This window comes from endosymbiont of Acanthamoeba sp. UWC8 (assembly GCF_000730245.1).
In the GTDB taxonomy this organism is placed as follows: Bacteria; Pseudomonadota; Alphaproteobacteria; order Rickettsiales; family Midichloriaceae; genus Jidaibacter.
In genome coordinates, this window is sequence record NZ_CP004403.1 from 374942 (window position 1) to 400295 (window position 25354).

Below are 25354 nucleotides of genomic sequence, written 5' to 3' on the forward strand. Positions count from 1 at the left end.
AAGATAATTATATAATACAGCATACTCCCCCTAACACAAAGCAAAATGCGAATACCCCTTTAATTTAATTTTCAACTAATTTTATAATTTTTACTACTAAAAAATATCACTTCAATACATATAGCTTATATTTAAATAACCATATTATTAGAGAACTTCTTTTACTTTCTCAATATCGACAGATATATCATCTTCCTCAATTTGATGGGGAGTCAGGCTATTTGTAGTTGTATCAACATCCTGATAACTTAACTCCATTTGCCCTGCAAGCATCTTATAAGGCCCCCTATGCCCATCAAACGGGTTAATCTCTACTATTTTCGTGCCCGGTTTACAAAAAACCAAGTTACTAAGGCCGGAACCGTGAGCAGCGACAATTTCTTTAGCATGATGAAATATTACCGCCTGCTCCCTTACATGCAAATCTTCAAGGAACACTTTTTTATAGCCTTTAGGTTCTAATATTTTAAAAAGCTCATCTTCATTAATGATTCTTCTTGAAAAGGCCTTACTTCTTGATACAAAAATTTTCTCGGGAAATTGCTTATTTTTATCATTTATTAGGAACTTTTCATTTAGAAAGCTTATAACCCATTTCGGAAATAATTTGCCTATCGCCGGCTTAACCGCTATCGAAGGAACAAGCAATTTTTCAGCTTGTATAAATTGATTTTCTTTACCTATATATATTTTATCTTCATCTATCCCTAAGAGCCTTATTGATTCTTTCTGATACCGATACTTAATGTTATAAATATAAATTTTATCAAACGGAATTTTAGATTCCTGCAAAAGTTTAATTCTAGGCAAGACATGAAACACCCAATGATAATAGTTCTCCTCACCATTAGATGCGATCACAGCTAAAGTACTACCAACCTTCTTTGGTTCAGGAAAGCCTTTCTTTTTTAGTAATGGGTTATCTTTGATTGTACCCCCGTATTTTAAAACGGCCACTTCTTCAAGTATCTCACTTGCCTCGGTTATTACCCGCCCATCTTCAAATACATATCCGTTATTAAGAATTACTATAAATTCCTTTGGATCTGCGGTATTAAAATCGATATACATTACATTTTTGGGATATTTCTCTTTATACTCTTCCAAGGTAGTAGTTTTCAGAGGTAAACTAAGCTTCCTCTTATCTTGAAAGAAATAAAAGGATGCAGCCGTAATAAATATAATACTAAGAAAGATAGCAAAACGCTGCATCAAGCAAACCTATTTTAAATAAATAACAATAATTTATACCAATTGCTCAGATATACTAAATAAGCTTTTCTGTCAACGGTTATAAGAATTAAATAATTTCTGAAATCCTGGCCAAAACTTCGTCTTTGCCTAGAATTTCAACAACCTCATAAATACCGGGCGCAGCAAAAGTTCCTATCACCCCTGCCCTCAACAGCTGCATTACAAGAGTTGACTTGACTCCTTCATTTGCTGCAAATTCGCTGCTATTTTTTTTCTAGCTCTTCTTTTGTCCATGGTGAGATATCTTTAAGTAGAGGTAATAATTTTGATATAACCTGCCTACCCTCCTCATTTAAGACTTTATTTGATCTTTCATCCAGAGGCTTTGATTTACTTATATAAATTTTAGCTCCTTCTTTAAGCTCATTCAAAGTTTTAGCACGAACTTTTAATCCCGGTATGCCACTTAAAATTCGCTTTGCATATATATCATCCAAAGAAATACCAAGCGCAGGTGTAATTAATTTTAATAGCTCATTATCATCGGAATTTGCTATATAATGAGCATTAATTGAATTTAGTTTATCAAAATCAAATCTGGAAGGAGATTTACCTAAACCGTCTACATCGAATAACTCGATTGCTTTTTGCTCGGAGAATATTTCATCATCACCGTAACTCCAACCTAGGCGGAGTAAATAATTTTTTAAAGCCTCAGGTAAATATCCTATTTCTCTATAAGCTTGCACGCCTAAAGCACCGTGACGCTTGGAAAGCTTTGCTCCGTCGGAACCGTGAATAAGAGGTATATGCGCATATTTAGGCACCGGCCAGCCCATTGCTTCTATAATCTGTTTTTGTCTGAAAGTATTAGTAAAGTGGTCATCTCCTCTAATTACATGATTTACCTGCATGTCAAAGTCATCTACGACTACGGCAAGCATATATGTAGGGCTACCGTCGGATCTAAGCAAAACCATATCATCAAGCTCAGCGTTTTGCACAACCACCTTTCCTCTCACAAAATCCTCTACAACGGTTTCCCCGCTCCTACTTGCTTTTAGTCGAATTACGGGGTTTATTCCCGCAGGTGCTTCGCTTTTATCTTTCTCTCGCCAAGGGCTTTGGAATTTTTGATTAGGATTCTTATCCCTAAATTGTGCTATCTCTTCAGAAGAAGAATAACAATAATAAGCTTTCCCCATATTTAAAAGCTTATAAGCAACTTCTCTATGCCTTTCCTCATTTTTAGATTGAAAAACCAACTCCCGATCCCAGTTAAGCCCCAACCACTTCATACCTTCGATGATTGCATCAATTGCCTCATCAGTTGATCTTTCCTTATCGGTATCTTCAATTCTAAGTAAGAACTCACCTTTGGTATGCTTAGCATATAACCAGTTAAATAAAGCCGTTCTTGCACTTCCGATATGCAAAAACCCTGTAGGAGATGGAGCGAATCGAGTTATAACTTTCATGGATGCTATCTATTTTTTAAAAAAACATAACATAACATTAAATAAAATGAAAGCCTACTTAATGCCCCCGAAGCTTGCATAAACGGGGCCGAATACCGAAATTGTTATCCAACCGAGTATTGCACCCATGACTAAGGTAAGTGCCGGCTGTAGAAATGATACGATACCGTTTACGGCCTCATTTACTTCCTGATCATAAAAGTGATTAACATTTTGCAGTGAACCGTCTAAGTTACCGCTGTTTTCACCAACCTTAAACATTCTCACAACCAGGGAAGGAAATTGTCCGGTAGCTTTTAGAGCATTAGTAATTTTTTGGCCTTCCGATACACCTGTTTTAGCAGCCTCTATACTTTCCTTAAGTACTTGGTTTTGTACTACGCTGCCTGCAATGGTCAAGCATTCCAAAATACCCATCCCGCTTTTATATGTTAGCGCAAAGAAGTGACAGAACCTGGAAATTTCAAGTTTTCTGACTACAAGACCGACATACGGCAATTTTAATATTATCGCATCCACTTGATAAGCAACAGCAAGAGAAGCCCAGCATAATAGCCTTATTAAACCAAAAAATATTACTGGTCCGCAAAACACTACATACCAGTAATTTACCACAAAATCGGAAGTTGCAATTAATGCTTTAGTATAAAAAGGCAATGGAATATTTTGAGCTAACAAAAACACTGTTAATTTAGGTATAACATATACCATCATTATCATGATTACTCCCATTAGAAGGAAGAATAAAAATAACGGATACATGGTAGCTTTTTTTATCTTGGTTTTTATATCCAAAATCCATTTCAAGTGGTGCTCCAAGTGCCCGAATATTTCAGCGAAACTTCCGGTTTTTTCGCCGGCTGCAACAAGTGAAATAAAAACATTATCAAATATTTTAGAATGCTCTGCCATCGCAACTGATAACAACTTCCCACTTTTTAACGAATCATGTACATCCATCATTACATTTTTAATAGTTTGTGAATCTGAATCCTCCTTTAAATCCCCGATTGAATCTAATATAGGTACACCTGCTTTCTCCAATTGATGAAGATGAACACAAATAAGGATTAAATCCTGCAAAGATGCTTTATTAAAAAAATTTACTCCTGAAGATTTTAACTCTTCGGCAGTTATTAAATCCAAGGATGATTGTTTTAGTTTGGCTTCAAGCTCCTGCTCATTTCTGGCACTGATCTTACCTTTCACTACTTTTCCTTCTTCATTTAATGCTTTATAAGAATATAGCGCCATTTATTTCATCCTCTCCGTCATATCGACAGTACTGATTAACTCATCTATATCGATAGTCCCCTCTAATACTTTATTAATTCCGTCCTGAGCCATAGCGATAAAACCGTTTTCTTTAGCATAGCTTAAAATTTGTTTGCGTGAAGCTTCTCTGGAAATCATATCATCAATCTCCTCATCTACGGCTAAGATCTCCATAATTGCTACCCTGCCTTTATACCCTGAATCATAGCATTTCGGGCACCCTTTATGCTTATATAGCTTAGGTGGATTTTCTATACTATGTCCTAAAATTTTGCATTCAAACTCATTTGGGCTATATTCTTCCTTGCACTCGATACAAAGTTTTCTCGCAAGCCTTTGGGCAACCATGCAAATAATTGTTCCGGCAAGTAATGAACCTTTTATTCCTAAATCCATCAACCTTGGAATAGCACCTACCGAATCATTAGTATGAAGAGTAGTAAACACCTGGTGCCCGGTCATTGCCGCTCTTATTGTCATTGAAGCGGTATCTTTATCCCTCACCTCCCCGACAAAGATTATATCTGGATCCTGACGCATCATTGACCTGATACCATCGGCAAAATTCATCCCCGTGCCTTCCCTAACCCCGCTTTGCCTAATCAATGAAAGCTGATATTCCACCGGGTCTTCAAGAGTCATTATATTTACATTAATGGAATTTATAAATGACAGTATGGAATAAAGCGTGGTACTTTTACCACTACCCGTAGGCCCAGTTACGATGATTATTCCTTCAGGGCGTTTTAAGAGCCTGTATAAGAGCTCGACATTATATTCCGATAAACCTAAATCTTTTAACGAAACCAAAGCTTTTGCCTTATCCAAAATCCTTGCAACAATGTTTTCGCCGTGAACCGTCGGCTGGGTTGAAACCCTAAAATCAACGGTTCTTCCCATTACGACATAAGAAATCCTTCCATCCTGAGGGCTTCTAGTTTCCGCTATATTCATAGAAGAAAGAATCTTTATCCTAACTGCAATCGCCGACCAATATTCTTTATGAAAGGTAAGGATCTGCATTAGCTGACCGTCAATCCTATATCTCAACCTTACAAAATTATTTTCAGGTTCCAGGTGAATATCCGAGGCTCCCCTTCTTATTGCATCAAATAAAATTGCATCTACAAGTCTTACGGTGGGATTCAGATAGCCTTGGTCATCAGCTGATAAATTACGCCCCTTTTCAAGCTCAGCTTCTATCTCTTTTAAAATCCCCTCAACCTTCATTTCATATTCGTAGTATTGCTCAATTACATCGTTGATTTGTGATTCATTGGCATACTGAGCAACCACTTGGATACGTTTGTCAAAAAACTTTTTTATCTGATCAAAAGCTACAATATTATAGACATCGGTAGTCACTACGTGGAGTTTATCTCCATCTAGAGAGATCGGAAGAATTTTATATTGGGTAGCTATTGTTTTTGGAATTTTTCTGATTAAATCTACATCGAGAGCGATTGCTTTTAAATCTAAAGTTTCTATACCCGAGGATTCTGCAAAAACTTCAGCTAAAGCTGTTTCTGTTATAAAACCTAAGTCAATCAGTGTTTTTCCTAAGTCTTGTTTATCTTTAGCTTCTTTTTGCTGCTTTAAAGCAACTTGTAACTGATCTTTAGAAATCAATCCTTTACTTAAAAGCGCCTCTTCTAAAGAAATAGTTACTTCCTTAAGATTCGAATCCGATGAATCGGGATAATTTAAATTTGGTATAAATTCATCACTTTCCGCAATATTAGTTCCATGCTCTTTGAGTATGCGCATTGCTTTTTCATTGATCTCTTCAATTGCAGCATAAGTATTCTTTTTCTTCTGCTCAGGTGAAAATTCTTCATCATCCGGATGATTATCGTATCCTATACTCATCTTATATTAACCCCCCGAGAAACCCCTTCTCTACTTTTAAGTATAATATAAATTTAGCTCTTAAGTAAACAATAACTTCATATATTATGTAGGCTACAATAAAACCAAGCAAAGTTTTTTAAAAATTATTAAATAGATTTTTCCTAATCTCAGCTGCCAGGGAAGTAAGCAATTGATTCCCGCTTAAGTTAAAACTTGAAGCATTTTGAGAAGGAGAAGAATTTTTATTTGTATTAAAAAAATTATTTACCTTACGTTGGTGCGACCTTTCCGAGATACTAAGAACTATTCTTTTAAATTCCTGATGTAATTGTTTTGACTTTCTTTCCATGCTCTTTTCAACATATTTTGTAATGTCTTTTTCTAATTTATTTATCGCGGCATTTATATAGCTTTGCGTTTCCAGTAAATGTTTATTTTTATTATTACTTTTCATATTTATCCTTTTTCTTGGGATAATATCTCCTTACCGGATTATACGGAAGTCCTCTTATAAAGATTTATGGGATAATTTTAGTATACCACATTTTTAAAATATAAACCGTAAGGAGGCGCAGTTGAACCGGCTGCAGTTCTATTTTTAGCTGCAATAATTTCCTTCATCTTTTCAACCCTCCATTCTCCTTTCCCTATTTTTACCAGCGTCCCGACGATTATCCTTACTTGATTATGTAAAAATGACGGTGCGGCAATGTTAATTAATACTTCATTACCGTTTTCTAAAATTTTAATTTCATCTATAGATTTAATTGAAGTATCGGATTGACAATATACGGATCTAAAACTTGAGAGATCATGCTTACCGATCAAGAAATCGGCCGCTTCCTGCATATCCGATATATTCAATTTCTTAATTACATGCCACGCTTTATTATTATCCAACGTTAAAGGAGAGCTTCTGTTAACTATTTTGTAAAGATAACTTCTTTGCTTTGCATCAAATCTGGCATGGAAATCAGAAGCTACTTGCTCAGCTTTGATAATCGATACTAAATTAGGTTGCAGGAAATGATTCAGTGCATCTCTAATTTTATGCAGAGGGACTTCTTTTACTAGATCGAAGTGCGCAACTTGTGCGTATGCATGAACTCCGGCATCGGTTCTTCCTGCGCCGTAAACGGTAACATTCTCCATAGATAACTTATAAATACTTTCTTCTATAAGCCCTTGAACGGAGATACCCGTCTTTTGGCGTTGCCAACCGACCAGTTCGGTTCCGTCATACTCTATTATAATTCTATACCGTTTCAATTTCACTACCAAATCAATTTAATAAAATTACTTTGTTAATTATTCAATATCTTCGCTTAAGATTATTTAGCAAAATTATTTACTTATATGAATAGAGAATATAGAATAATTATAAATTAAACGAGTACTTAAAATGCTAGCTGAGTCAAACAATGCCGAGGGCATTAAGTTTGGCAGGTCGATTAGAGGATTAGATTGGAAGTTTGAAGAAGGTTGCGAAAGAACAATTAGAACTTTATGCCAAAAACTTAATATTAATGAGGTTTTGGCTAGAATACTTTATAATAGAGACGTAAAAACTGCTGAAGAAGCAGAAAACTTTTTAGACCCTAAACTTAAAAACTTAATCCACGATCCATTTGCCCTAAAAGATATGGATAAAGCATCTAAACGAATAATCGATGCTATTAATAATAAAGAAAAAATTTGTGTTTTCGGCGATTACGACGTGGATGGCGCTACTTCCAGCGCGTTGTTAAAAAGATTCTTTAGAGATTTAAATATTGAAATCGGTGTCTATATACCCAACCGCCTCAAGGAAGGATATGGCCCCAATAAGCTAGCTTTTGATAAGCTGAAAGAGGAAGGTTATAGCTTAGTAATCACGGTAGATTGCGGAATAGTTTCCTTTGAGCCGCTTAAACATGCAAAAGATATTGGCCTTGAAGTGATTATAGTTGACCACCATTTAGGGATAGAACAGCTACCTGAAGCTGTAGCCGTAATTAATCCTAACCGATTTGATGAAGATTTTCCTTATAAATATATGGCTGCCGTTGGTGTAGCATTTATGGTAACGGTTGCTCTAAGAGCTAAACTAAGAGAAGAGGATTGGTTTGTAAAAAATAATATAAAAGAGCCTGATTTACTCAAACTTTTAGATCTGGTTGCACTCGGCACCGTATGTGATGTTATGATATTAAAAGGAGTTAATAGAGCTTTTGTTACCCAGGGTCTTAAGATTATTGCAAAGCGCGGGAATATAGGAATTGCTACCTTAGCTAACCTGGTTAAAATTGATTCCGCTCCGAAAGCACACCATTTAGGTTATGCTTTCGGCCCCCGTATCAATGCGGGAGGCAGAGTCGGCGAGGGTATTTTAGGAACTTACCTTCTTTCTACCGAATGCCCTAAAGAAGCATATAATATTGCAATGCAGCTAGAAAAATATAATGAAGAAAGACGCTCTATAGAAATAAAAGCTTTAGAAGAAGCTATTGAACAGATCGAAAAAAACCGGCTTTATAATAATTCAATTATGCTGGTAAAAAGCAAGGATTGGCATATTGGAATTCTCGGCATTCTTGCAAGTAAATTAAAAGAAAAATATTCCAGACCCGCTGGGGTGATGGTAATAAAAGAAGATACCGCTAAAGGCTCAGCACGTTCGATCACAGGCCTTGATTTAGGCAGGGCGCTGGCAAGCGCTAAAACTGAAGGTTTACTCCTTGAAGGCGGTGGTCATGCTATGGCCGGCGGATTTACAGTTGAAATTTCTAAAATGCAGCCATTTTGTGATTATCTTATTAATAAACTGGATATAGGTGCAGAACCTTTCATTAAAGCTAAGGAATTACATATTGATCATGTTCTTTCTGTCGCTTCCGTGAACCATAAATTAATTGAAGATATCAACATAGCCGCACCTTACGGCAGCGGCAACCCGGCGCCTAAATTCGCCCTTCATGATGTCATCATAACCCGTGCTCTTATAGTCGGTGGCTATCATGTTATGGTTATTGTTACCGATAAAAAAACCGACAGGGGCAATAAAGTACAGAAATGTATTTTATTTAAAGGCTCAGAAACGGACTTAGGACAATTTTTGCTAAATAGTATCGGCAAAAAAGTCAACATTGCCGGTACTATTCAAGCGAGTAGTTTTGATAAAAATAAAATAGACTTTATTATAGAAGATGCAGCAATAAATGATTAAACAATTTAAAAATATTTTAATTATCGGTGACGGCGCTTGGGGCTCGGCCCTGGCAATTACTGCAGCAGATAATATAGAAAAAGTAATTATATACAGCCGGAATTTAAAGGTAGTTGACTCAATTAACAAGAATAATATTAACCCCAAAAGCTTCCCTTCCATAAAGTTACCCGCTAACATATCTGCAACCGATGAGCCTGCTTCTTTTAAAAAGGCGGAGTTAATTTTAATTGCTATTCCCGCCCAGATTTTAAGAAAATTTTTATCGGATTTCAAGGAATATATTTCAAATAATGTTCCTATAGTCATCTGTGCTAAGGGTATAGAAAACAACACATTAAATTTAATGAGCGAAGTATGTAGGCAAATCATGCCTCAGAACACTATTGCTATTCTTTCAGGGCCTAACTTTGCCAGTGAAATTGCTGTAAAAAAACTCTCGGCATCCCTTATTGCATGTGCACAGGAAGAAACAGGGGTTAGTATTGCTCGTGCGCTCAGCAACCCTGCATTCAGATGTTATTACTCAAATGATATTATAGGTGTACAAATTGCCGGAGCTGCAAAAAACGTGATTGCTATTGCGGCAGGTATTCTTGAAGGCTTAAATTTAGGAGAAAATGCTAAAGCAGCTTTAGTTACTCGCGGATTAAATGAAATAACCCGCTTATCAATTGCGCTTAACGGAAAACTCGAAACTTCTTTCGGTTTGGCCGGTATGGGAGATTTGATTTTAACATGCGGCAGCAGAACCTCACGTAATATGAGTTTGGGGTTTATGCTTGCAAGCGGCAAATCGATCGGAGAAATCTTAAATGAAAACGGGACTTATGAAGGATACCCTACTTCACATTCAATTAATGCATTATGTGAAAAATTAAACTTGGATTTACCTATATTTAAGGCGGTATATAGGATTCTTTACCAAGGAAGCAACATAGAAAAAGAAATTGATCTGCTGGTTAACCGCCCGCTTAAAGCCGAGACGTTTTAAATAATTCGGCTTTAACTTTAGGCTTATTTTTTCCCCGCACTGTAGTAATAAATTATTTTATTGAATTGATTAGTTAGCCAAGCAATCAATATAAATTATATTTTTCAAAATATAATATTTCATCTCTTATGACAGATATGCCGATTTTATTCTCTTCTTTAAACATTAATTGCAAAATAAACTTACTAATATATAATATATTTAGAAAATTTATAATAAATATCATATATAGCGTTTATATTAATAAAAATTTATGAAACCTTTGTTAATTTTTAATTAAATCTTTTAATAAATACGAAGGAAATAACTATGAAAGAATTAAGAGAAAAGTATGATAGTTTACGTTTTGATAACTCGGAATACTATAATAGTAAGAATAGACTTATATATACTCTTGAAAGTATAGAAATTATAGAAACCATCATCTCAAAAAACGAGAAAATTAACTCTATAGAAGAAGTGGCGTTTATATTATTAAATTTACAGTTTATCGGCTCAGCACAGGAACAGCTTGCTCGCAACTTTACCGAAAAGCATGCCAAACTTGCAAGCATGAGTTTTGCACATGCAGAAGGGAAAACAAATAAAAATTGGTTTGGACATGACAGATTAGCAATAGCTCATGCAACAAATATACAAGAGCTAATATCATATTGGTGCTCAGATAATCAATCAACCTTAGACTATATATTTAAACTAAAAGATACAATTAGAGAAACATTATGCGAAGGCCGTATTTTAGAAGAACCAAGCATATTAATGCTAAATAACAATGTAGAAATTAAGTTTGAAGCCGGGGTGCTACCTTTAATATCCCAATCATATAAAGCACCGAATATTAGGAAAGCTTCCGATAAAGCATTATTTAATATTCGAGAAACATATAATTTAATTCGCCCCTTCATAGAACCTAATGATTTAAACCATGATACCTTTGTTAAATCACCGCTGAGACAAGCTTTAATTTTACTTGCCGTACAGGTTATCTGGGAAAATCTTAAAGATTACATGCAAAAGAAAAGAATACATAATACTCCTGAGAACTGGCAGCTTTTAAGGGAATATAGAAATAGAATAGCACATGGTTTACTCTTTAGAAACTTAGTAAGGAATACAACTTTATTATGGGAAGATGTAATAAATTTACCCCATATCATTGATATAGAAATGATAGAACATACCTTAAAAAATAAATATAAGGATACTAAAAAACACGAAGATCTAAAAACAAAAATTATAAAAACCGATTTAGCTACTAAAGAAAGAGGTAAAAATAAAGAAAAAGAGAAGGAAGTAGAAAGGGCGGTTGTAAAAACAAATCATAAAAAGAAAGGGAAAGAAAAAGGAGATAGTCCCTATGGTGTTAACTTATTGTCCATACAATCACCTGAAGAGATTAGAAGAGGGATAATAAGAGAAATATTCCTTAATCTTACGTCTAAGGATTATGAAGCTTTTACTGATAATATAAAAAGGATTAATATAAATGAACCCTTAATATTTGAGTTAAATGAAGAGGTAAGATATGAAGAACTTATAAACGGTAGATCATCACGTATTCAAAAAAGATTGGAGCAAAGTAATAAAAGAATAAATTTTATTAGAAATCATCGGGAGCTGTACGCTAAAGAAAATTTAGATATAGAGCAGCTTTCAAATAGAGAATCAAAGCTTGCTTATTTAAAAGAAATACTTTTAGAGGAAGCATTCGAACAATTTGGGTTAAAAATAGTTTGTACCGAGTATACTTTTGAGGTTTCTAAAGGATTTGTTTTTGATTTTAACCCCACGTTTAATTCAAAATGTAAAGTCCCTAAAAATTATGCTTTGCATATTTTGTCGTGGTGTCTTTTAAATGGGGACTTAAAAGCTGCCGGAATTTTGCTGGATCATGGGGCAAATATTAATATAACTGTTCTTGATGACTTTATATCTCCGAATTCCTTATTGCATGATTATATTAATAGAGAACAAATTGAAGTAATAGAATTTTTATTAAAAAATGGTATTGACCCGAATATTGTTGATAGCTTTGGTAATACTCCTTTATCTTTTGCTATCGGTACAAATTATAGAGAAGCAGTGAACCTGCTGATTAAATTTAGCGCTGATATTGAATTTACTCCTCGACTTGACATAAAAAAGCTTGCATCCACTCCTGAAAGTAAAGACTTTTTACATATAATGGAATCACCGTTTTGTAGAAGTTTAAAAGGAGAACTTGCGATAACGGTTGACTTAATTAAAGCGGTCATCTCTCAAGATGGTTTAGAGAAAATGAAACGAGTTTTATCTGCTAAATCCTTAATACTCACCCCGGGGCGTAGAATTTCGACGGATTGCGTTGGGTACGCATTACATTATAATACTCAAGCATCAAAATTAATTACTACACTTGCAGAAATTTGCCTCTCTCCTACAAGTGAATATAGAGATTTATATGAAGCTATATTGCTTAATAATGCCGAAGGTATTAAGCAATTTTTTGCTGATAAAAATCCTCAAATGATTTGTAATATTTTTAAATATAAAATCCCTATTTTAAGTCATAGACACGAATCACAAGGTAAACCTTTAGGAAAAGAAGGATTTAGTATTCTACAGTTTTCTCAAGCAATGGATTACCCGCAAATAACTGAACAACTTAAACAAATATTTAGCGAGGCGCTTAACGGCATGAAAGCCTTGACTTTTACCGAGCGCTTAGAGAATGAAAAGGGAAAACCTGATTCATATAGAGGAGTATAGCAAAGTATGTTACATGAAGTTATGCGGCCACAGGCAGTTCAAACTGCTTGAATACAGCGGATAATGCGCTCACCAATTCATCCATCATCTGCTCGGTATGGAACGGGGTTGGGGTAATTCTCAACCTTTCTTTCCCTTTCGGCACGGTTGGGAAATTAATGTGCTGAACATATAATCCGTAATCTTCAAGTAGCCTGGTTGATATCATTTTTGATAGAATCGGATCTCCGATATGGACAGGAATTATATGAGTTTCATTTTGATAATATTGTATTTTAGCCTTATCAAGCTTCTCTTTTAACTTACTTACTACTTCCTGATGCTTTTTACGTTCAAAATCGGATGTTTTTAAATGTCTGATACTTTGAGTGGCAGCGGCAGCAACCGCAGGCGGAAGCGCAGTGGTAAAAATAAATCCGGGCGCGTAGCTTCTTATTGCATCAATAATTACTTTTTTTCCTGCGATATACCCACCGATTACCCCATAAGCTTTTGCCATGGTGCCTTGAATAATATCCACCCTATCCATCACCCCTTGCATTTTGGCAATTCCTGCGCCCCTCTCCCCGTATAATCCGACTGAATGGACTTCATCAATATAAGTGAGAGCATTATACTTAACCGCAAGATCACAAATCTCTTTAACGGGAGCAATGTCACCAAGCATCGAATAAACCGATTCGAATAAAATCAGCTTCGGTCGCCAAATTTGGGTTTCTTTTAAGCTTTTTTCCAGATCTTCAAGATCATTATGTTTAAATACTCTCTTCTCAGCTCTGCCGTCTTTAACTCCGTGTATCATGGAAGCATGATTAGCTTCATCCGAAAACATAACTACATCGGGTAAAATTTTAGTAAGTGTTGAAAGCGTTGCCTGATTTGCCACATAGCCGGAAGTAAAAACTAAAGCCATCTCTTTTTCGTGTAACTCGGATAGTTCCCTTTCAAGCTCAACTATAGGCATACTGTTTCCGGAGATATTCCTGGTGCCCCCGGCGCCCACACCCATAACTTTTGCTGTTTCCACCATTGCTTCAACAACTTTAGGATGACGGCTCATACCTAAATAATCATTACTACACCACACGGTTATCATTCTATTCAGCCGCGGACAAAATGCTTTAGGCGACGAGTTTTCCGAATATTTCAACTCGGTAAATACTCTGTATCTCCCTTCGTCTTTCACCTTATCTAAGGCTTGCTGAAAAATTTCTAAATATTGTGGCATAATATCATAAAATAAAAGAGGCAGAAAAACACTAACATATTTTCCCGCCTCATGAAATCAAAAAATAATTTTTATTATTCTTTTGTTACAGAAACCTTTACAGCTTTCTTTTGAGAGATATTAAATGCAACAAAAGCCAAAGTTGCAGCATAACCGAAGCATGGGTCTAGAAGTTGAATACCGTGATGGTGTTCAAATGCACCTGCTAAAATCCCGATAGAAGATAATACCAACATCGTTGTATTTATTTTAGCATTTTCTAAATTTTTACCCAATAGTGATGCTAATTTTGGTGCAACTGCAAGCGCAAGGATTGCTGCAAGCGGCGCTACATGAAGAAAATTAATTATTGTTTCAAACATAGTTATGGTCTCCTTGATTAAGTATGTGTATATTTAATATAAATCTGTCTAATGCGCAATTATATATTATTAAAATATATTGGCTCATTTATAATTTCAACCTTTGCTTTGATAAATTTTATAGTTAGTGCTATTATAGCATGCACAAAAATGATTTTATTCGTATATGACTTTATTACAACCCATACGCGGCACACATGATATAATGGGTGCAGATGTTAAATTACATAACCACATAACTGAAACTGCTTATAAAATAGCACAGAACTATGGTTATGAAGAAATACAAACTCCTATATTTGAGAGAAGTGAAGTTTTTCATAGAACTTTAGGTGATACTTCCGATATTGTAAGTAAAGAAACATATACTTTTATTGATAGAGATAAAACAAGTATAACTTTAAGGCCTGAATTTACCGCAGGCATTGCAAGAAGTGTAATTTCTAACGGGTTAACTCAAAACTTACCTCAAAAACTCTTTTCTGCGGGAGCACTATTTCGTCATGAGCGTCCGCAAAAATGTCGTTACCGTCAATTTCACCAGATTAATTTTGAGTATATAGGTGCTAAAACCGCTTATTCCGATATAGAAACCATAGCGCTTGCCCATGAGGTTTTAAGTAAACTTGGTTTTAATGAGGAAATTACTCTTGAGATCAACACTCTCGGTGATCTTGCGAGCAGAGGAGAATATAAAAAAGCTTTGGTTGCATATTTCAGTAAATATAAAGAAAAGCTTTCTTTTGATAGCTTACGGAGATTAGAAAAAAATCCCCTTCGCATATTAGATACTAAAGACGAAGAAGATAAAAAGATTGTTGCAGATGCTCCACTTCTTTTAGATTATCTTAATGATAAATCTAAGGAGTATTACTACAATCTGCTGGAGGGGATTACAAAATTAGGTATAAATTATAAAGAAAACCCTAAGATAGTCAGGGGAATGGATTATTATACTCATACTGTATTTGAATTCACTACTACCGAACTCGGCAGCCAAGGCACTGTTCTTGCCGGCGGCAGATATGACGGATTGGTTGAAATCATGGGAGGATCTTCAATCCCGGCGATAGGCTTTGCAGCAGGGATTGAACGCTTAGCTGAGCTTATGAAGCTTAAAGGCTTTAATTTCCCTATCGATAAAAATTTTTACTTTATTGCAATCGGCGAGGTTGCCGAGCAAAATGCATATGTATTATTAAATAATTTGAGGAAAGCCGGATTTAGAATTTTTGCGGAGTATAGCGGCAATATTTCAAAAAGATTTAAGAAGTCTAACTCTCTAAATGCCGTAGCTACCCTTATTTTCGGTGATGAAGAATGTGTAATGAATGTAATAAAAGTTAAAAATATGATTTCAGGAGTTGAAGAAACAATTCCTTTGGATAAACTAAATCAATATCTAGAAAAATTTTAGGAGAAATAGGGTGAGTGCTCATATAATAGTTTTAGGGAATGAAAAAGGCGGAAGCGGTAAAACCACTTCAGCAATGCATTTAATCATCAGCTTATTAAAGCTTGGGTTTCGAGTCGGATCTATTGATATTGATTCCAGACAGCAATCTTTAACTCGCTACATAGAGAACAGAGCGCTTAGTAAAACTAAGAACAATCTTAATTTAGAAGTCCCTGAGCATATGGTAATTGCTAAAAGCAAAAACCCTAACATAATTGAAGGGAATAAAGAGGAAGAGGAAAAGTTTTTAAGCGCACTTAATAATTTAAAAGAAAATAATGATTTTATTGTTATTGATACTCCCGGAAGTGATGCGCCTTTAAGTCGAATTGCTCATTCATATGCCGATACCTTAGTCACCCCGATAAATGAAAGCTTTATTGATGTAGACTTATTGGGTAAAATTAGTGCAGATAATTTGGAGGTAATAACTCCCGGAATTTATAGCGCAATGTTTTGGGAACAAAAATTAAGAAAAGCTGCTAGAAATCGTGGGGAAATAAGGTGGGTGGTAGTTAAAAACCGAGTATCCTCGCTTGATACTTTAAATAGAAGAAACATCGAAGCTTCTCTCGTAAAACTTGCCAAAAAACTCGGTTTTATTGTAGCGCCAGGGTTTAGTGATAGAGTAATTTTTAAGGAACTTTTTTTACACGGCCTTACATTACATGATGCCGGAACAACTAATTTAGTTAGAATAAACACCTCTATGATAGCAGCAAGGCAGGAGTTGAGAGAATTTATTCAAGCTTTAAAAATTAAAGAAATTACTGAAAAAATTGCGGCTTAACAATTGAGGATGTTCTAAATTTTATGAAGGGTATAATTTATACCCTTTGTTATCCTAGAATTTTTATGAAAATAAATTATTAAATTTATTGTTTAAAAATATAAGATTTAATAGATAAACAATCTTCACTTTTACCAAAGTAATTAATAAGAATGTATCACATTTGTAACCACGCCCCAAATCACTATACTTTCTTTATCAGTAATATCGATTGGTTGAAATTCGGAGTTTTCAGGAAGAAGCAGGATTTTTTCCTTATCTTTATAAAGTCTCTTTACCGTAAGCTCTCCTTCAATTGCCGCGATCACTATTTTACCGTGCTGCGGCTCTAAGCTTCTGTCAACTACCAACAGGTCATCGGGATGTATTCCGGCATTAATCATTGAAAGGCCGGTTGCACGCACCAAATATGTCGAATCAGGGCTCTTTACCAGGTATTCATTTAGATCAAGCATATTTTCAATGTTATCATCCGCAGGTGAAGGGAAGCCGGCTGCGACCTTAGAGCTATAGAGAGGCAGTTTGCAAGGCGGACGATCAAGTATGGTTAACACCTCTTCAATTCGAGTAACCGGTACTCTTATCGGTTTTGTCGGTTCACCATATTTACTCCCTGCCCCGCGTGGTCTACCTGACCCCTCTCTTTTTCCGCCCCAAATAACATTCATGAACTAACCTCCTTACTCTACAATTTATCCATAAATAGTTCTTATTATATAGATTATCGTACATTATTCAAGTTAGTTTTTATATAATTGCTGATTTATAATCCTAAAGCATCCCACGCATCCTTAAAATTTATTCGTGCGCTTGACTTAGCCCCGGCTTTTTCTGATTCAAGTATAAATTTTTCTTTTTCTTTAAAGTTAATTTTATCAACCCAGCTTTTTAACTCGCTTTTTAAAGGATTTACATATGTTACTTCCGTCGCTTTAACATTAGGTATAATATCATCAACCATAATTGCCAGCTCATAGGGTATTAATTCCTTAAGTGTAGTATTATTATGTTTGATATTATTATCTATGAAATTCGGATTACCTCCCAACCCGTTAACAAAACGCTGAAGTACAATACGAAGTAAGGATGGTACAGTTGTATTATATTTATTAAATTCTTCGAAAAACTCTTTAGTATTATCGTTCAATTTATCATCATTATTAAGCCTTATACCTTGCTGCATAAAATATTCTATAGCTTTTACATTTTTTTCTATAACAGCCTGCATTAATGCTGTTTTACCTTCTTTATCCTTTATCTCCGGATCAGCCTCATAGTCTGTTAAATATTTTATAATATCTTTATCCTGAGATTTTATCCCCAATTTTCCTACATACATTAGCGCAGTTTTACCATTAATATCTTGGATATTTGGATTTGCTCCTACCTCCAGCAAATATTTCACGATTGCTAAACATCCGTTTTGCGCTGCAAACATTAATGGTGTTTTACCTTCATTATCCCCTAAATCCGCATCCGCTCCATTTTCCAGCAAACATTTTACCTCCTCTTCTTTCCCCATACCGGCTAAATATATTAAGGCCGTTTTATGGCGGTCACGAGAATACTTTTTATTTATATCTTTACCTTCTGCTATAAGATGCGCTACACTTTCCACGCCCTCACTTGCAGCAGATATAAAAGGATTTCTATCAAGCAGGGTATAGTCAGGAATATCAGTATTTTTCATTTTTCTTCATAATTAGTTAAAAAAGCATTATATCATGTGCAAATAGCATAAGAAACTAACGTTTATTTAAGCTAAAGTTAAGATTGTTTATATTATATGTTACTAAATTTATGCTTGTAAAGTAACAAATTAAGGTTATGTGTAAGGAATATAGAGTGGTTACTATAAGTAATAATGTATTTCTTAAATATGGCTCAATATAGTTTGAGGGAAAGTTAAATTTTTGTTAAGGGTTTGAATAATAAGGAAAAACAAATCATTCTCCAATAATTTCAACTATTGAAAACTAATAATAAAGCAATATTTAACAACTAAATTAAAATTAATAGTGTACAGGTTGTTGGATTTAGTTAATAAACACTCAGTAGCTCATCCCATCTGGTCGTATACCTGGGAGATAATAAGTCAGCCTTTACCTTCCATTCTTTTCTAATGCCTTCGGCCGCATGCTGAATCAAACGTTTACCGAATTTCTTATTAAGCTCATCAACTGCCTTCATGAGAGCAACCGACCTTAACTCTTTTCCCGAGTTGAATTCCTCGGTTATATCCTGCTGAAAGTAATTTTCTCTTACTATATCCAGTAAAACCACTCCAGCTTTTTTATACTGGAATCCGCGCTTATATATTGCTTCCAGGCCTTTTATTGCCGCACTGATCAGCGCCCCCGTATCCGAAGTCGGATAGGTAAGTTCAATTAATTTACTTTTGTTGTATTGCTTAATATCTCTAAAACTATCAGTCCTGATATAAATATATATCCCGTATGCTTTAGAATTTTGCCTTCTCAGCTTTCTTGCAGCATTTGCCGTATATGAAGCAATTGCTTCCCTTAGCTCACTAAGTTCGCTCACACTCCTGCCGAATGTGCGGGTGGAAGAAATTGATTTCTTTGCCTCAATCTCTTCAAGCTCTAAACAGGATAGCCCGTTTAATTCATATATTATTCGCTCAATTACTACTGAAAAATGCTTCCTAATAAAAGTAGCACTTGCTTGTTTTAAATCATAAGCGGTTCTGATCCCGAATTTTAGCTCAAGTTTCATGCCCCATTTTTTTCCGATACCCCAGACGTTATTAATACCCAAAGACTGCAAAGTCAGGTTTATCTCTTCCTCTCCCAATAAACCGCAAACCCCGCTCTTCGATTTCTTAGCTACTTCTCCGGCGGCTTTTGCCAGAGTTTTAGTATAACTTAAGCCGATAGAAACCGGCATACCCGTCCAAAGCATTACCTTCTCTCGGAGCATTACGCAAAATGCAACGGGGTCAGCTATACCGGTTAAATCAATAAACGCTTCATCGATTGAATAAATTTCAATATTCGATACAAACGCTTCAAGGGTAGCCATGACTCTTCTTGAAATATCACCGTAAAGCTCAAAATTTGATGAATGAATAATTATTTTATGCTGCTTACATAATGCTTCAAACTTAAAATATGGCGCTCCCATGGGTATGCCGAGTAATTTGGCCTCATTGGAACGTGAAATAACACAACCGTCATTATTAGAAAGAACTACTACCGGTTTATCAATATAAGAAGGACTGAACAATCTTTCACAGGAAACATAAAAATTGTTACAGTCCACTAACGCAATAAACCTTTTCATACTATTTAAAATCGATGAATAACCGCAGTTACAACCCCCCAAACCGAGATATTCGGCTTATTCGTAATATCAATTGCGTTATAATCATCATTTTCGGGAAGTAATAATATACTACCGTTATCGTTATAATATCTCCTCACGATCAACCCTCCTCCAAACGTTGCCACCACAATTTTTCCGTTATCAGGTTCAACGCTTCTATCAACGATCAATAAATCACCCGGATATATCCCGACATTCATCATCAGCACGCCAACCGCACGCATGAAATAAGTGGAAGGAGGATTTTTAACCAAACAGTCATTGAGATTGATTAAGTCCTCAACGAACTCATCGGCAAGCGCAGGTGAGCCGGCGGCGACCTTGGAACCGAAAAACGGTAATGTCATTGAGTTATATCCTGAAAAGAAGAATTTTTTCTCCATCATATTAATAGGATCTATATATTCCTCTACATCTTCCTTGCAGTTAATATCCGCATTAATAAGTAGCTTTAATTCGGTTTTTAATGTATTTAAATTATTGTGCATATCTTTCCTCGGTATGTTTCCAGTTTATGTTTTTTACTATACATGATATCCGTACACTAATCAAGAAGAGATGTATTAAATATACCTACTTAAATTATAAGTTTGAAAATTGCTCAAAGTGTATATATAAATTTTTTTAATAAAAATAGCTTATTATTAAAAACCCATGAGAAATCAAGAGATAAACTTAATTGCATTGGCATACTATGGTAAAATAGAGGAAATCAAATCTTTATTAAATGCAGAAAAAAATATTAATATAAAAGCCCAAGGGTTTTTAAACGGACACCCTTATACAGCGCTAATCGCCGCAGCTGAAGGCGGTCATGCAGATGTGGTGGAGTTATTATTAAATAAACAACAAAAGCCCGGTATTGTAAACAGAGTGCTTAGCTGGCTTGCAGGAACATCCCAAGATGAATATATAATTGCTTTAGGTAAATCAATCCGTCAAGGCCATTTAGAGGTAGTAAAGTTACTATTAAAGCAAGGTTTAGATTTAAATAAAAAAACCAAAGACGGGGAAACATTATTAATAACCGCAGCTAAAGGCGGTCATACGAAAATAGTAAAAGAGCTTTTAAGTAGTGGCGCGGATTTCAATTTAGAAGACAAAAGTAAAAACACCGCATTAATACACGCCGCCGAACGCGGACACACGGAAACATTAGAAATACTTCTGGAAAAAAAACTAACAAAAGGCTTGTTTACAAGGATATTTGAACCTTTGTTGAGATGGTTTATAAAGCCGAATGATGGTGAAACCGAATATAGCAAAACTTTTGAAAAGGCAATAGAAAACGATCATAATGAAACAGCGGAATTGTTGCTGAGTAAAGGCTTAAATATAAATATTCAAGGGGAGTTAGGCTATAAAACATTAATATCCGCAGCAAAAACCGGAAGCGTAGAGCTGGTAAGTATTGCTTTAAATAACGGCATAGATCCCGATAAGAAAGATAAGTTAGGTTACACTGCATTAATGCATGCTGCAGAAAACGGTCATATAGAAGTGGTAGCAAAACTATTAAACAAGAAGGCTAATGTAAACGCTTACCGCAATGATAACAGAACAGCATTAATGCTTGCAGTGAAAAAAGAGTATGAGGAAATAGTAGCAATATTATTAGATAACGGTGCCGATCTAAATACAAGGGATAAATTCAGTTTAGAAACTGCTTTAATAATTGCAGCCAAGAATGGAAACTTAGAGATGGCAGCATTACTTATAAAAGCAGGAGCAGATATTAATATTACGGATATTCACGGCAGAACAGCTAAAGAACTGACGGAAAATATCGGTATAAAAAAATTATTTGAAAAATTTGATTTTTACAAAACAGCACAATTGAATGATACGCCGCCTTTACTTAATATAACAACTCGATATATTTCTTACCTTCTAGTGAAAGATCAGGATTTTAAAAAATCTTATGAAACTTATATAGAAAAATCCAAACTTACTCCGGAAGCAATTGAACTGATTAACGATTGCATACCGAATAGAGCTTCAACTGCCGTTATACCTTATAATCCTACAAAGTCGATGGTTAACAAATGGATTACTCAGATAGAGGGCGAAAAAAAATTATTTGAATACACTTTCGCCGGAAAAGCAAAAGAAATTAAGTATTTACTGAGGAGTGTAGAGAATATTAATATCAATGCTCAAGGTTACTGGCCTAACAACTCAAGTTATACGCCGTTAATGCTGGCAGCCGCCGGGAATTCAAACCGCTATATTGCCGCCTTCTTAACGCTTTCAATGACAAGTCACCTGCCATTAGCTATATTAAAAGACTCATCTTCCATTAAAACAGTAGTAACCCTCCTAAAAGCAGGGGCGGATCCGGATATAACGAATAATAAAGGTCAAACAGCTAAAGACCTCACTCAATCGGAAAATGTTAAGCAACTGCTTGAAAAGGTTTCGGAATATAGAAAAATCAAGCAGGAAAAAGCATTAGCTCAAGGAGTACCGTTTTCAATAAATAAGAAAAAAATAAGCAGCTGGGCTAAACAAATAGAGCAGGAAAACGCCGTTTTGCAAGAGATATAGCTTAACGGTTAAAACCTTATATATAATTTATTTAATGTTCTCTACTTGAATGCAAAATATATTTAAATTACACTTAATTTAAATATATAAGTATTTGAAAATGAAAGCCTTTAATTCTTATGACGCAGTGAAGAAGCTAACTGATAGAGGAGTTCCCGAAGAGCAGGCAAGCGAGATTATTAATGCCATTATGGTTAGCAAAGAACATGACTCGACTAATGATACAGCTAACAACCAGAGTACAAAAATAGAACAGGAGCTCGCTTTAATTAGAAAGGATATTGAAATACTCAGAAGTGAAATAGCTACTAAATCCGAGCTCAGTGAAATAAAAACAGAATTGGTCGAAATTAATTCGGAACTCAAGCAGGATATCGCAAATACAAAATCTGAAATAAAACAGGAAATCAATGATTCTATAAATGAACTAAAGCAGGATATCGCGAGCACCAAATCTGAAATAGAACAGGAAATCGATGACTCCGCAAATGAACTTAAACAGGATATCAACAGCGCAAAGCAAGAAGCTACCGAAACAAAGCTGGAATTCAAGGAAATTAAAAGAGACCTTTTAAAATGGATCATACCTCTTTTTATTGCATTTGCAGTAGTTCTTATTGTTAAGAATTTTCCTGTTTAGGCATATTTATTCTACCTCTCGCTCAATCCTAATTATATATATAGTAAAAATATATAAAAAAGTTAGTTAGTAATTTTTATAAATGCTACTTATCTAAGGAGCGAAGGAGGGCACTAATATTTCATTAAGGTAGCTCTGAAGTTTTATTCAAATAAATATATAAGATATTCAATTTGATTTACCGGACATAGAATGCATTTAAGCAAAATTCTGTTTTAGCCAACGAAACAAATTTTTAAATAATCCGTCATTATTTGAACTTCTTAAACCGAAGGGATCCATTGAATTTTCTGTTTCGGTCAAGTGTATCAACATCCCGACCGGTGTTGCGAATGAAACTCCGCTCGAATTTCCCCCTAATCCTTCTAATTTTATCGGGTACCCTACTCTTACGGTTTTAGAAAATATATGCCCGACCAACTCTTTCATCCCGGAAAGCTGGCAAGCTCCACCTGTGATAACTATTTTATTTCCACCCTGCCTACTCACTCCACTTTCATCAAGCTTATGCTGGATAATTTCCAAAATCTCTTCAACTCTGGCGCGGATTATTTCAACCAGCATGGTTTTAGGTACAACATTCATCTCACTGTCATCATCATCAGTTAAAGGAACTTCGATCATTTCCCGCTCATCCGAAGGGGTTATAATAACTCCTCCGTAAAGGTTTTTTACCCGCTCCGCATTAGTAAAATCAGTACAAAGCCCTCTTGCAATATCATTAGTAACATTAATTCCACCAAGTGGAACTCCGTCGGTAAAAATTAAATTACCTCTGCTGAAAACTGAAACCGAGGTACAGCTACCCCCAAACTCAATTAAAGTTACCCCCAAATCCATCTCATCGGCAGTTAGGCATGCTATACCGCTTGCATAAGCCGAAGAGATATAACCTTCCACTTCCAGTTGGCATCTTGCCGCACAATTAGCAATATTTAACAATGTGCTTGCTTGCCCGGAAATAATATGGAAATCACAGGAAATTTTATTACCGTACATGCCGAGCGGACTCTCAATCCCCCTATTCCCGTCAAGCATATAATCATACGGAAAGGAATGAATGATCTCTATTTCCTGATCGTTATATTTATCGATCACTTGGAAAAGCAACTTATTTAATATCTTCTCATTTATTTCATGTCCGGTCACCACCATTTCAGATGGCACTCTATGTGAAATTAAATTATTGGAAGTCATCCCGATATAAATCTTCTGTATGCTTTCGCCGGCAAGTTTTTCAGCCGCTTCTACTGCATAAATGATTGATTTCTCGGTTGCTTTAATATCAGTTATAATTCCGGCTCTAATGCCATGGGAAGCATGATGCCCGACGCCGAGTATTTCAATTCTCCCTTGGGTACCCATTCGGGCTATAAAACAAACTACCTTAGAGCTCCCGAGATCTAATACAGCCACAATGTTACTTCTTTGTTTAGGCATAATTTATGCTTCCAGTTATCCGTCTTTTGATTTGTATTCAATATAAATTTTATCAGGGATGAGCCTTAAATCAATAACGCTCAAATCATTATTTTTATATTTAACTATATTTGTAAGAATTTCCAATGATTTCTCTACATTAACTTCCGGTAACTTCACTTGTAAATCTCCTTGTAAGTAAAGATCCCACCTTCTATTACCGATTTTAATAATTGATAATACCCGGTTTGATAATTTGTTATGAAACAGCATATCTTGAATAACATGATAATCTTTATTAGCATCTTCTCCTACTATCAGCAAATAGCCGGTTTTAAGACTATTTTCCGATACTTTTTCTATAACAAACCCGCTATGGTCAACCAAATAAAACTTCCCTTTATACCACCAAATCGCACTTGGCACTCTTTCTTTAATTAAGATTTTTATTTTTGAGGGCAATATCCTACTTAAGCTTGCTCCTTCAATCCAAGGATTGGTTTTAAGCTTTTCTCTAAGAGAGATTAAGTCTATATCAAATATATTTTTAACTTCATCTAATTCGGCAGTTTTTAAAACTTGATTATAACTTAGTTTATTTACTCCTAATATTTCAACCTCATCCAAAGTAAAAACTTTCTGCTTTAAAAATTTGTTCGGTAAGCTCGGGATATTATCAAAAGCACCATGAGGAAAAATGTAATAACCGACTATGCTTAAAAAAACTAAAGTAAAAATCTTCAGCTTAAAAGTTCTTAGTCTTTGTGCTTTTGCTTTAAGCAAAGTTTGTCGTGATTTAATTTTATAAGTTTGCTGCTTCAT

At 35.2% G+C, this 25354-nt stretch carries 20 protein-coding genes and 1 pseudogene; 7 read left to right on the forward strand and 14 right to left on the reverse strand.

Annotated features, from left to right (window positions below; genetic code table 11):
• Positions 1 to 147 precede the first annotated feature (147 nt).
• From I862_RS01765 to truA, 6 genes and pseudogenes are all read right to left on the reverse strand, one after another.
• Complete coding sequence (locus tag I862_RS01765; protein WP_038538294.1) at positions 148 to 1212, reverse strand: glycosyltransferase family 61 protein; 1065 nt, start codon at positions 1210 to 1212, stop codon at positions 148 to 150.
• An 88-nt stretch (positions 1213 to 1300) separates the two neighbouring features.
• Positions 1301 to 2672, reverse strand: a pseudogene (gltX, locus tag I862_RS01770) (glutamate--tRNA ligase).
• A 54-nt stretch (positions 2673 to 2726) separates the two neighbouring features.
• Positions 2727 to 3926, reverse strand: a complete 1200-nt coding sequence (locus tag I862_RS01775; RefSeq protein ID WP_038538297.1) for a type II secretion system F family protein — start codon at positions 3924 to 3926, stop codon at positions 2727 to 2729.
• The gene (locus I862_RS01780; RefSeq protein WP_199398815.1) at positions 3927 to 5816 is read right to left on the reverse strand and encodes a GspE/PulE family protein; all 1890 of its coding nucleotides are present in this window, start codon (positions 5814 to 5816) and stop codon (positions 3927 to 3929) included. It abuts the gene before it with no gap.
• Between the two features lie 118 nt (positions 5817 to 5934).
• Positions 5935 to 6252, reverse strand: a complete 318-nt coding sequence (locus I862_RS01785) for a hypothetical protein (protein WP_038538300.1) — start codon at positions 6250 to 6252, stop codon at positions 5935 to 5937.
• Between the two features lie 77 nt (positions 6253 to 6329).
• Positions 6330 to 7067 carry a tRNA pseudouridine(38-40) synthase TruA gene (truA, locus tag I862_RS01790; protein WP_038538303.1) on the reverse strand — a complete coding sequence of 246 codons (738 nt, stop codon included), beginning with the start codon at positions 7065 to 7067 and terminating at the stop codon, positions 6330 to 6332.
• Between the two features lie 133 nt (positions 7068 to 7200).
• On the opposite strand from truA, the gene recJ reads away from it, so the two are divergent.
• The 3 genes from recJ (at position 7201) to I862_RS01805 (ending at position 12745) form a co-directional block, all read left to right on the forward strand.
• Positions 7201 to 9003, forward strand: coding sequence for a single-stranded-DNA-specific exonuclease RecJ (recJ, locus tag I862_RS01795; protein WP_052646311.1), 1803 nt, complete (start codon positions 7201 to 7203; stop codon positions 9001 to 9003).
• Entirely contained in the window at positions 8996 to 9997 is a 1002-nt protein-coding gene (locus I862_RS01800; RefSeq protein ID WP_038538306.1) for an NAD(P)H-dependent glycerol-3-phosphate dehydrogenase, read from the forward strand. Before recJ ends, I862_RS01800 begins: the two co-directional genes overlap by 8 nt.
• 309 nt (positions 9998 to 10306) lie before the next feature.
• Positions 10307 to 12745, forward strand: a complete 2439-nt coding sequence (locus I862_RS01805) for an ankyrin repeat domain-containing protein (protein WP_038538309.1) — start codon at positions 10307 to 10309, stop codon at positions 12743 to 12745.
• 19 nt (positions 12746 to 12764) lie between these two features.
• Here the strand turns inward: I862_RS01805 and hemA are convergent, their stop codons facing one another.
• Both hemA and I862_RS01815 read right to left on the reverse strand, forming a co-directional pair.
• The gene (gene hemA / locus I862_RS01810) at positions 12765 to 13973 is read right to left on the reverse strand and encodes a 5-aminolevulinate synthase (protein WP_038538312.1); all 1209 of its coding nucleotides are present in this window, start codon (positions 13971 to 13973) and stop codon (positions 12765 to 12767) included.
• A gap of 74 nt (positions 13974 to 14047) precedes the next feature.
• A complete protein-coding gene (locus tag I862_RS01815) occupies positions 14048 to 14335 on the reverse strand; it encodes a hypothetical protein (protein ID WP_038538315.1) in 288 nt (95 codons plus the stop codon).
• A gap of 166 nt (positions 14336 to 14501) precedes the next feature.
• On the opposite strand from I862_RS01815, the gene hisS reads away from it, so the two are divergent.
• Complete coding sequence (gene hisS, locus I862_RS01820; RefSeq protein WP_038538318.1) at positions 14502 to 15752, forward strand: histidine--tRNA ligase; 1251 nt, start codon at positions 14502 to 14504, stop codon at positions 15750 to 15752.
• A 10-nt stretch (positions 15753 to 15762) separates the two neighbouring features.
• Positions 15763 to 16581 (forward strand): division plane positioning ATPase MipZ, encoded by an 819-nt coding sequence (locus I862_RS01825; RefSeq protein WP_038538321.1) that lies wholly within the window; start codon positions 15763 to 15765, stop codon positions 16579 to 16581.
• 143 nt (positions 16582 to 16724) lie between these two features.
• On the opposite strand, the gene I862_RS01830 is transcribed toward I862_RS01825, so the two are convergent.
• The 4 genes from I862_RS01830 to I862_RS01845 all read right to left on the reverse strand — a co-directional run bounded on the left by I862_RS01830 (position 16725) and on the right by I862_RS01845 (position 20414).
• Positions 16725 to 17249 (reverse strand): LexA family protein, encoded by a 525-nt coding sequence (locus tag I862_RS01830; protein WP_038538323.1) that lies wholly within the window; start codon positions 17247 to 17249, stop codon positions 16725 to 16727.
• A 95-nt stretch (positions 17250 to 17344) separates the two neighbouring features.
• Positions 17345 to 18271, reverse strand: a complete 927-nt coding sequence (locus tag I862_RS07785; protein WP_052646312.1) for an ankyrin repeat domain-containing protein — start codon at positions 18269 to 18271, stop codon at positions 17345 to 17347.
• A 350-nt stretch (positions 18272 to 18621) separates the two neighbouring features.
• The gene (locus I862_RS01840) at positions 18622 to 19884 is read right to left on the reverse strand and encodes a Y-family DNA polymerase (protein WP_038538325.1); all 1263 of its coding nucleotides are present in this window, start codon (positions 19882 to 19884) and stop codon (positions 18622 to 18624) included.
• 5 nt (positions 19885 to 19889) lie between these two features.
• On the reverse strand, positions 19890 to 20414 hold the full coding sequence (locus I862_RS01845) for a LexA family protein (protein ID WP_084173755.1): 525 nt from the start codon (positions 20412 to 20414) through the stop codon (positions 19890 to 19892).
• 166 nt (positions 20415 to 20580) lie between these two features.
• Between I862_RS01845 and I862_RS01850 the strand changes: the two genes are divergently transcribed.
• Positions 20581 to 22473, forward strand: a complete 1893-nt coding sequence (locus I862_RS01850; RefSeq protein ID WP_038538327.1) for an ankyrin repeat domain-containing protein — start codon at positions 20581 to 20583, stop codon at positions 22471 to 22473.
• A gap of 100 nt (positions 22474 to 22573) precedes the next feature.
• Positions 22574 to 23113: a coiled-coil domain-containing protein gene (locus I862_RS01855; protein ID WP_038538330.1), complete on the forward strand. Its 540-nt coding sequence runs from the start codon at positions 22574 to 22576 to the stop codon at positions 23111 to 23113.
• A 198-nt stretch (positions 23114 to 23311) separates the two neighbouring features.
• Here the strand turns inward: I862_RS01855 and ftsA are convergent, their stop codons facing one another.
• Together ftsA and I862_RS01865 are read right to left on the reverse strand one after the other, a co-directional pair.
• Positions 23312 to 24553: a cell division protein FtsA gene (gene ftsA, locus I862_RS01860; protein ID WP_038538335.1), complete on the reverse strand. Its 1242-nt coding sequence runs from the start codon at positions 24551 to 24553 to the stop codon at positions 23312 to 23314.
• Between the two features lie 15 nt (positions 24554 to 24568).
• Complete coding sequence (locus I862_RS01865) at positions 24569 to 25354, reverse strand: cell division protein FtsQ/DivIB (protein WP_038538337.1); 786 nt, start codon at positions 25352 to 25354, stop codon at positions 24569 to 24571.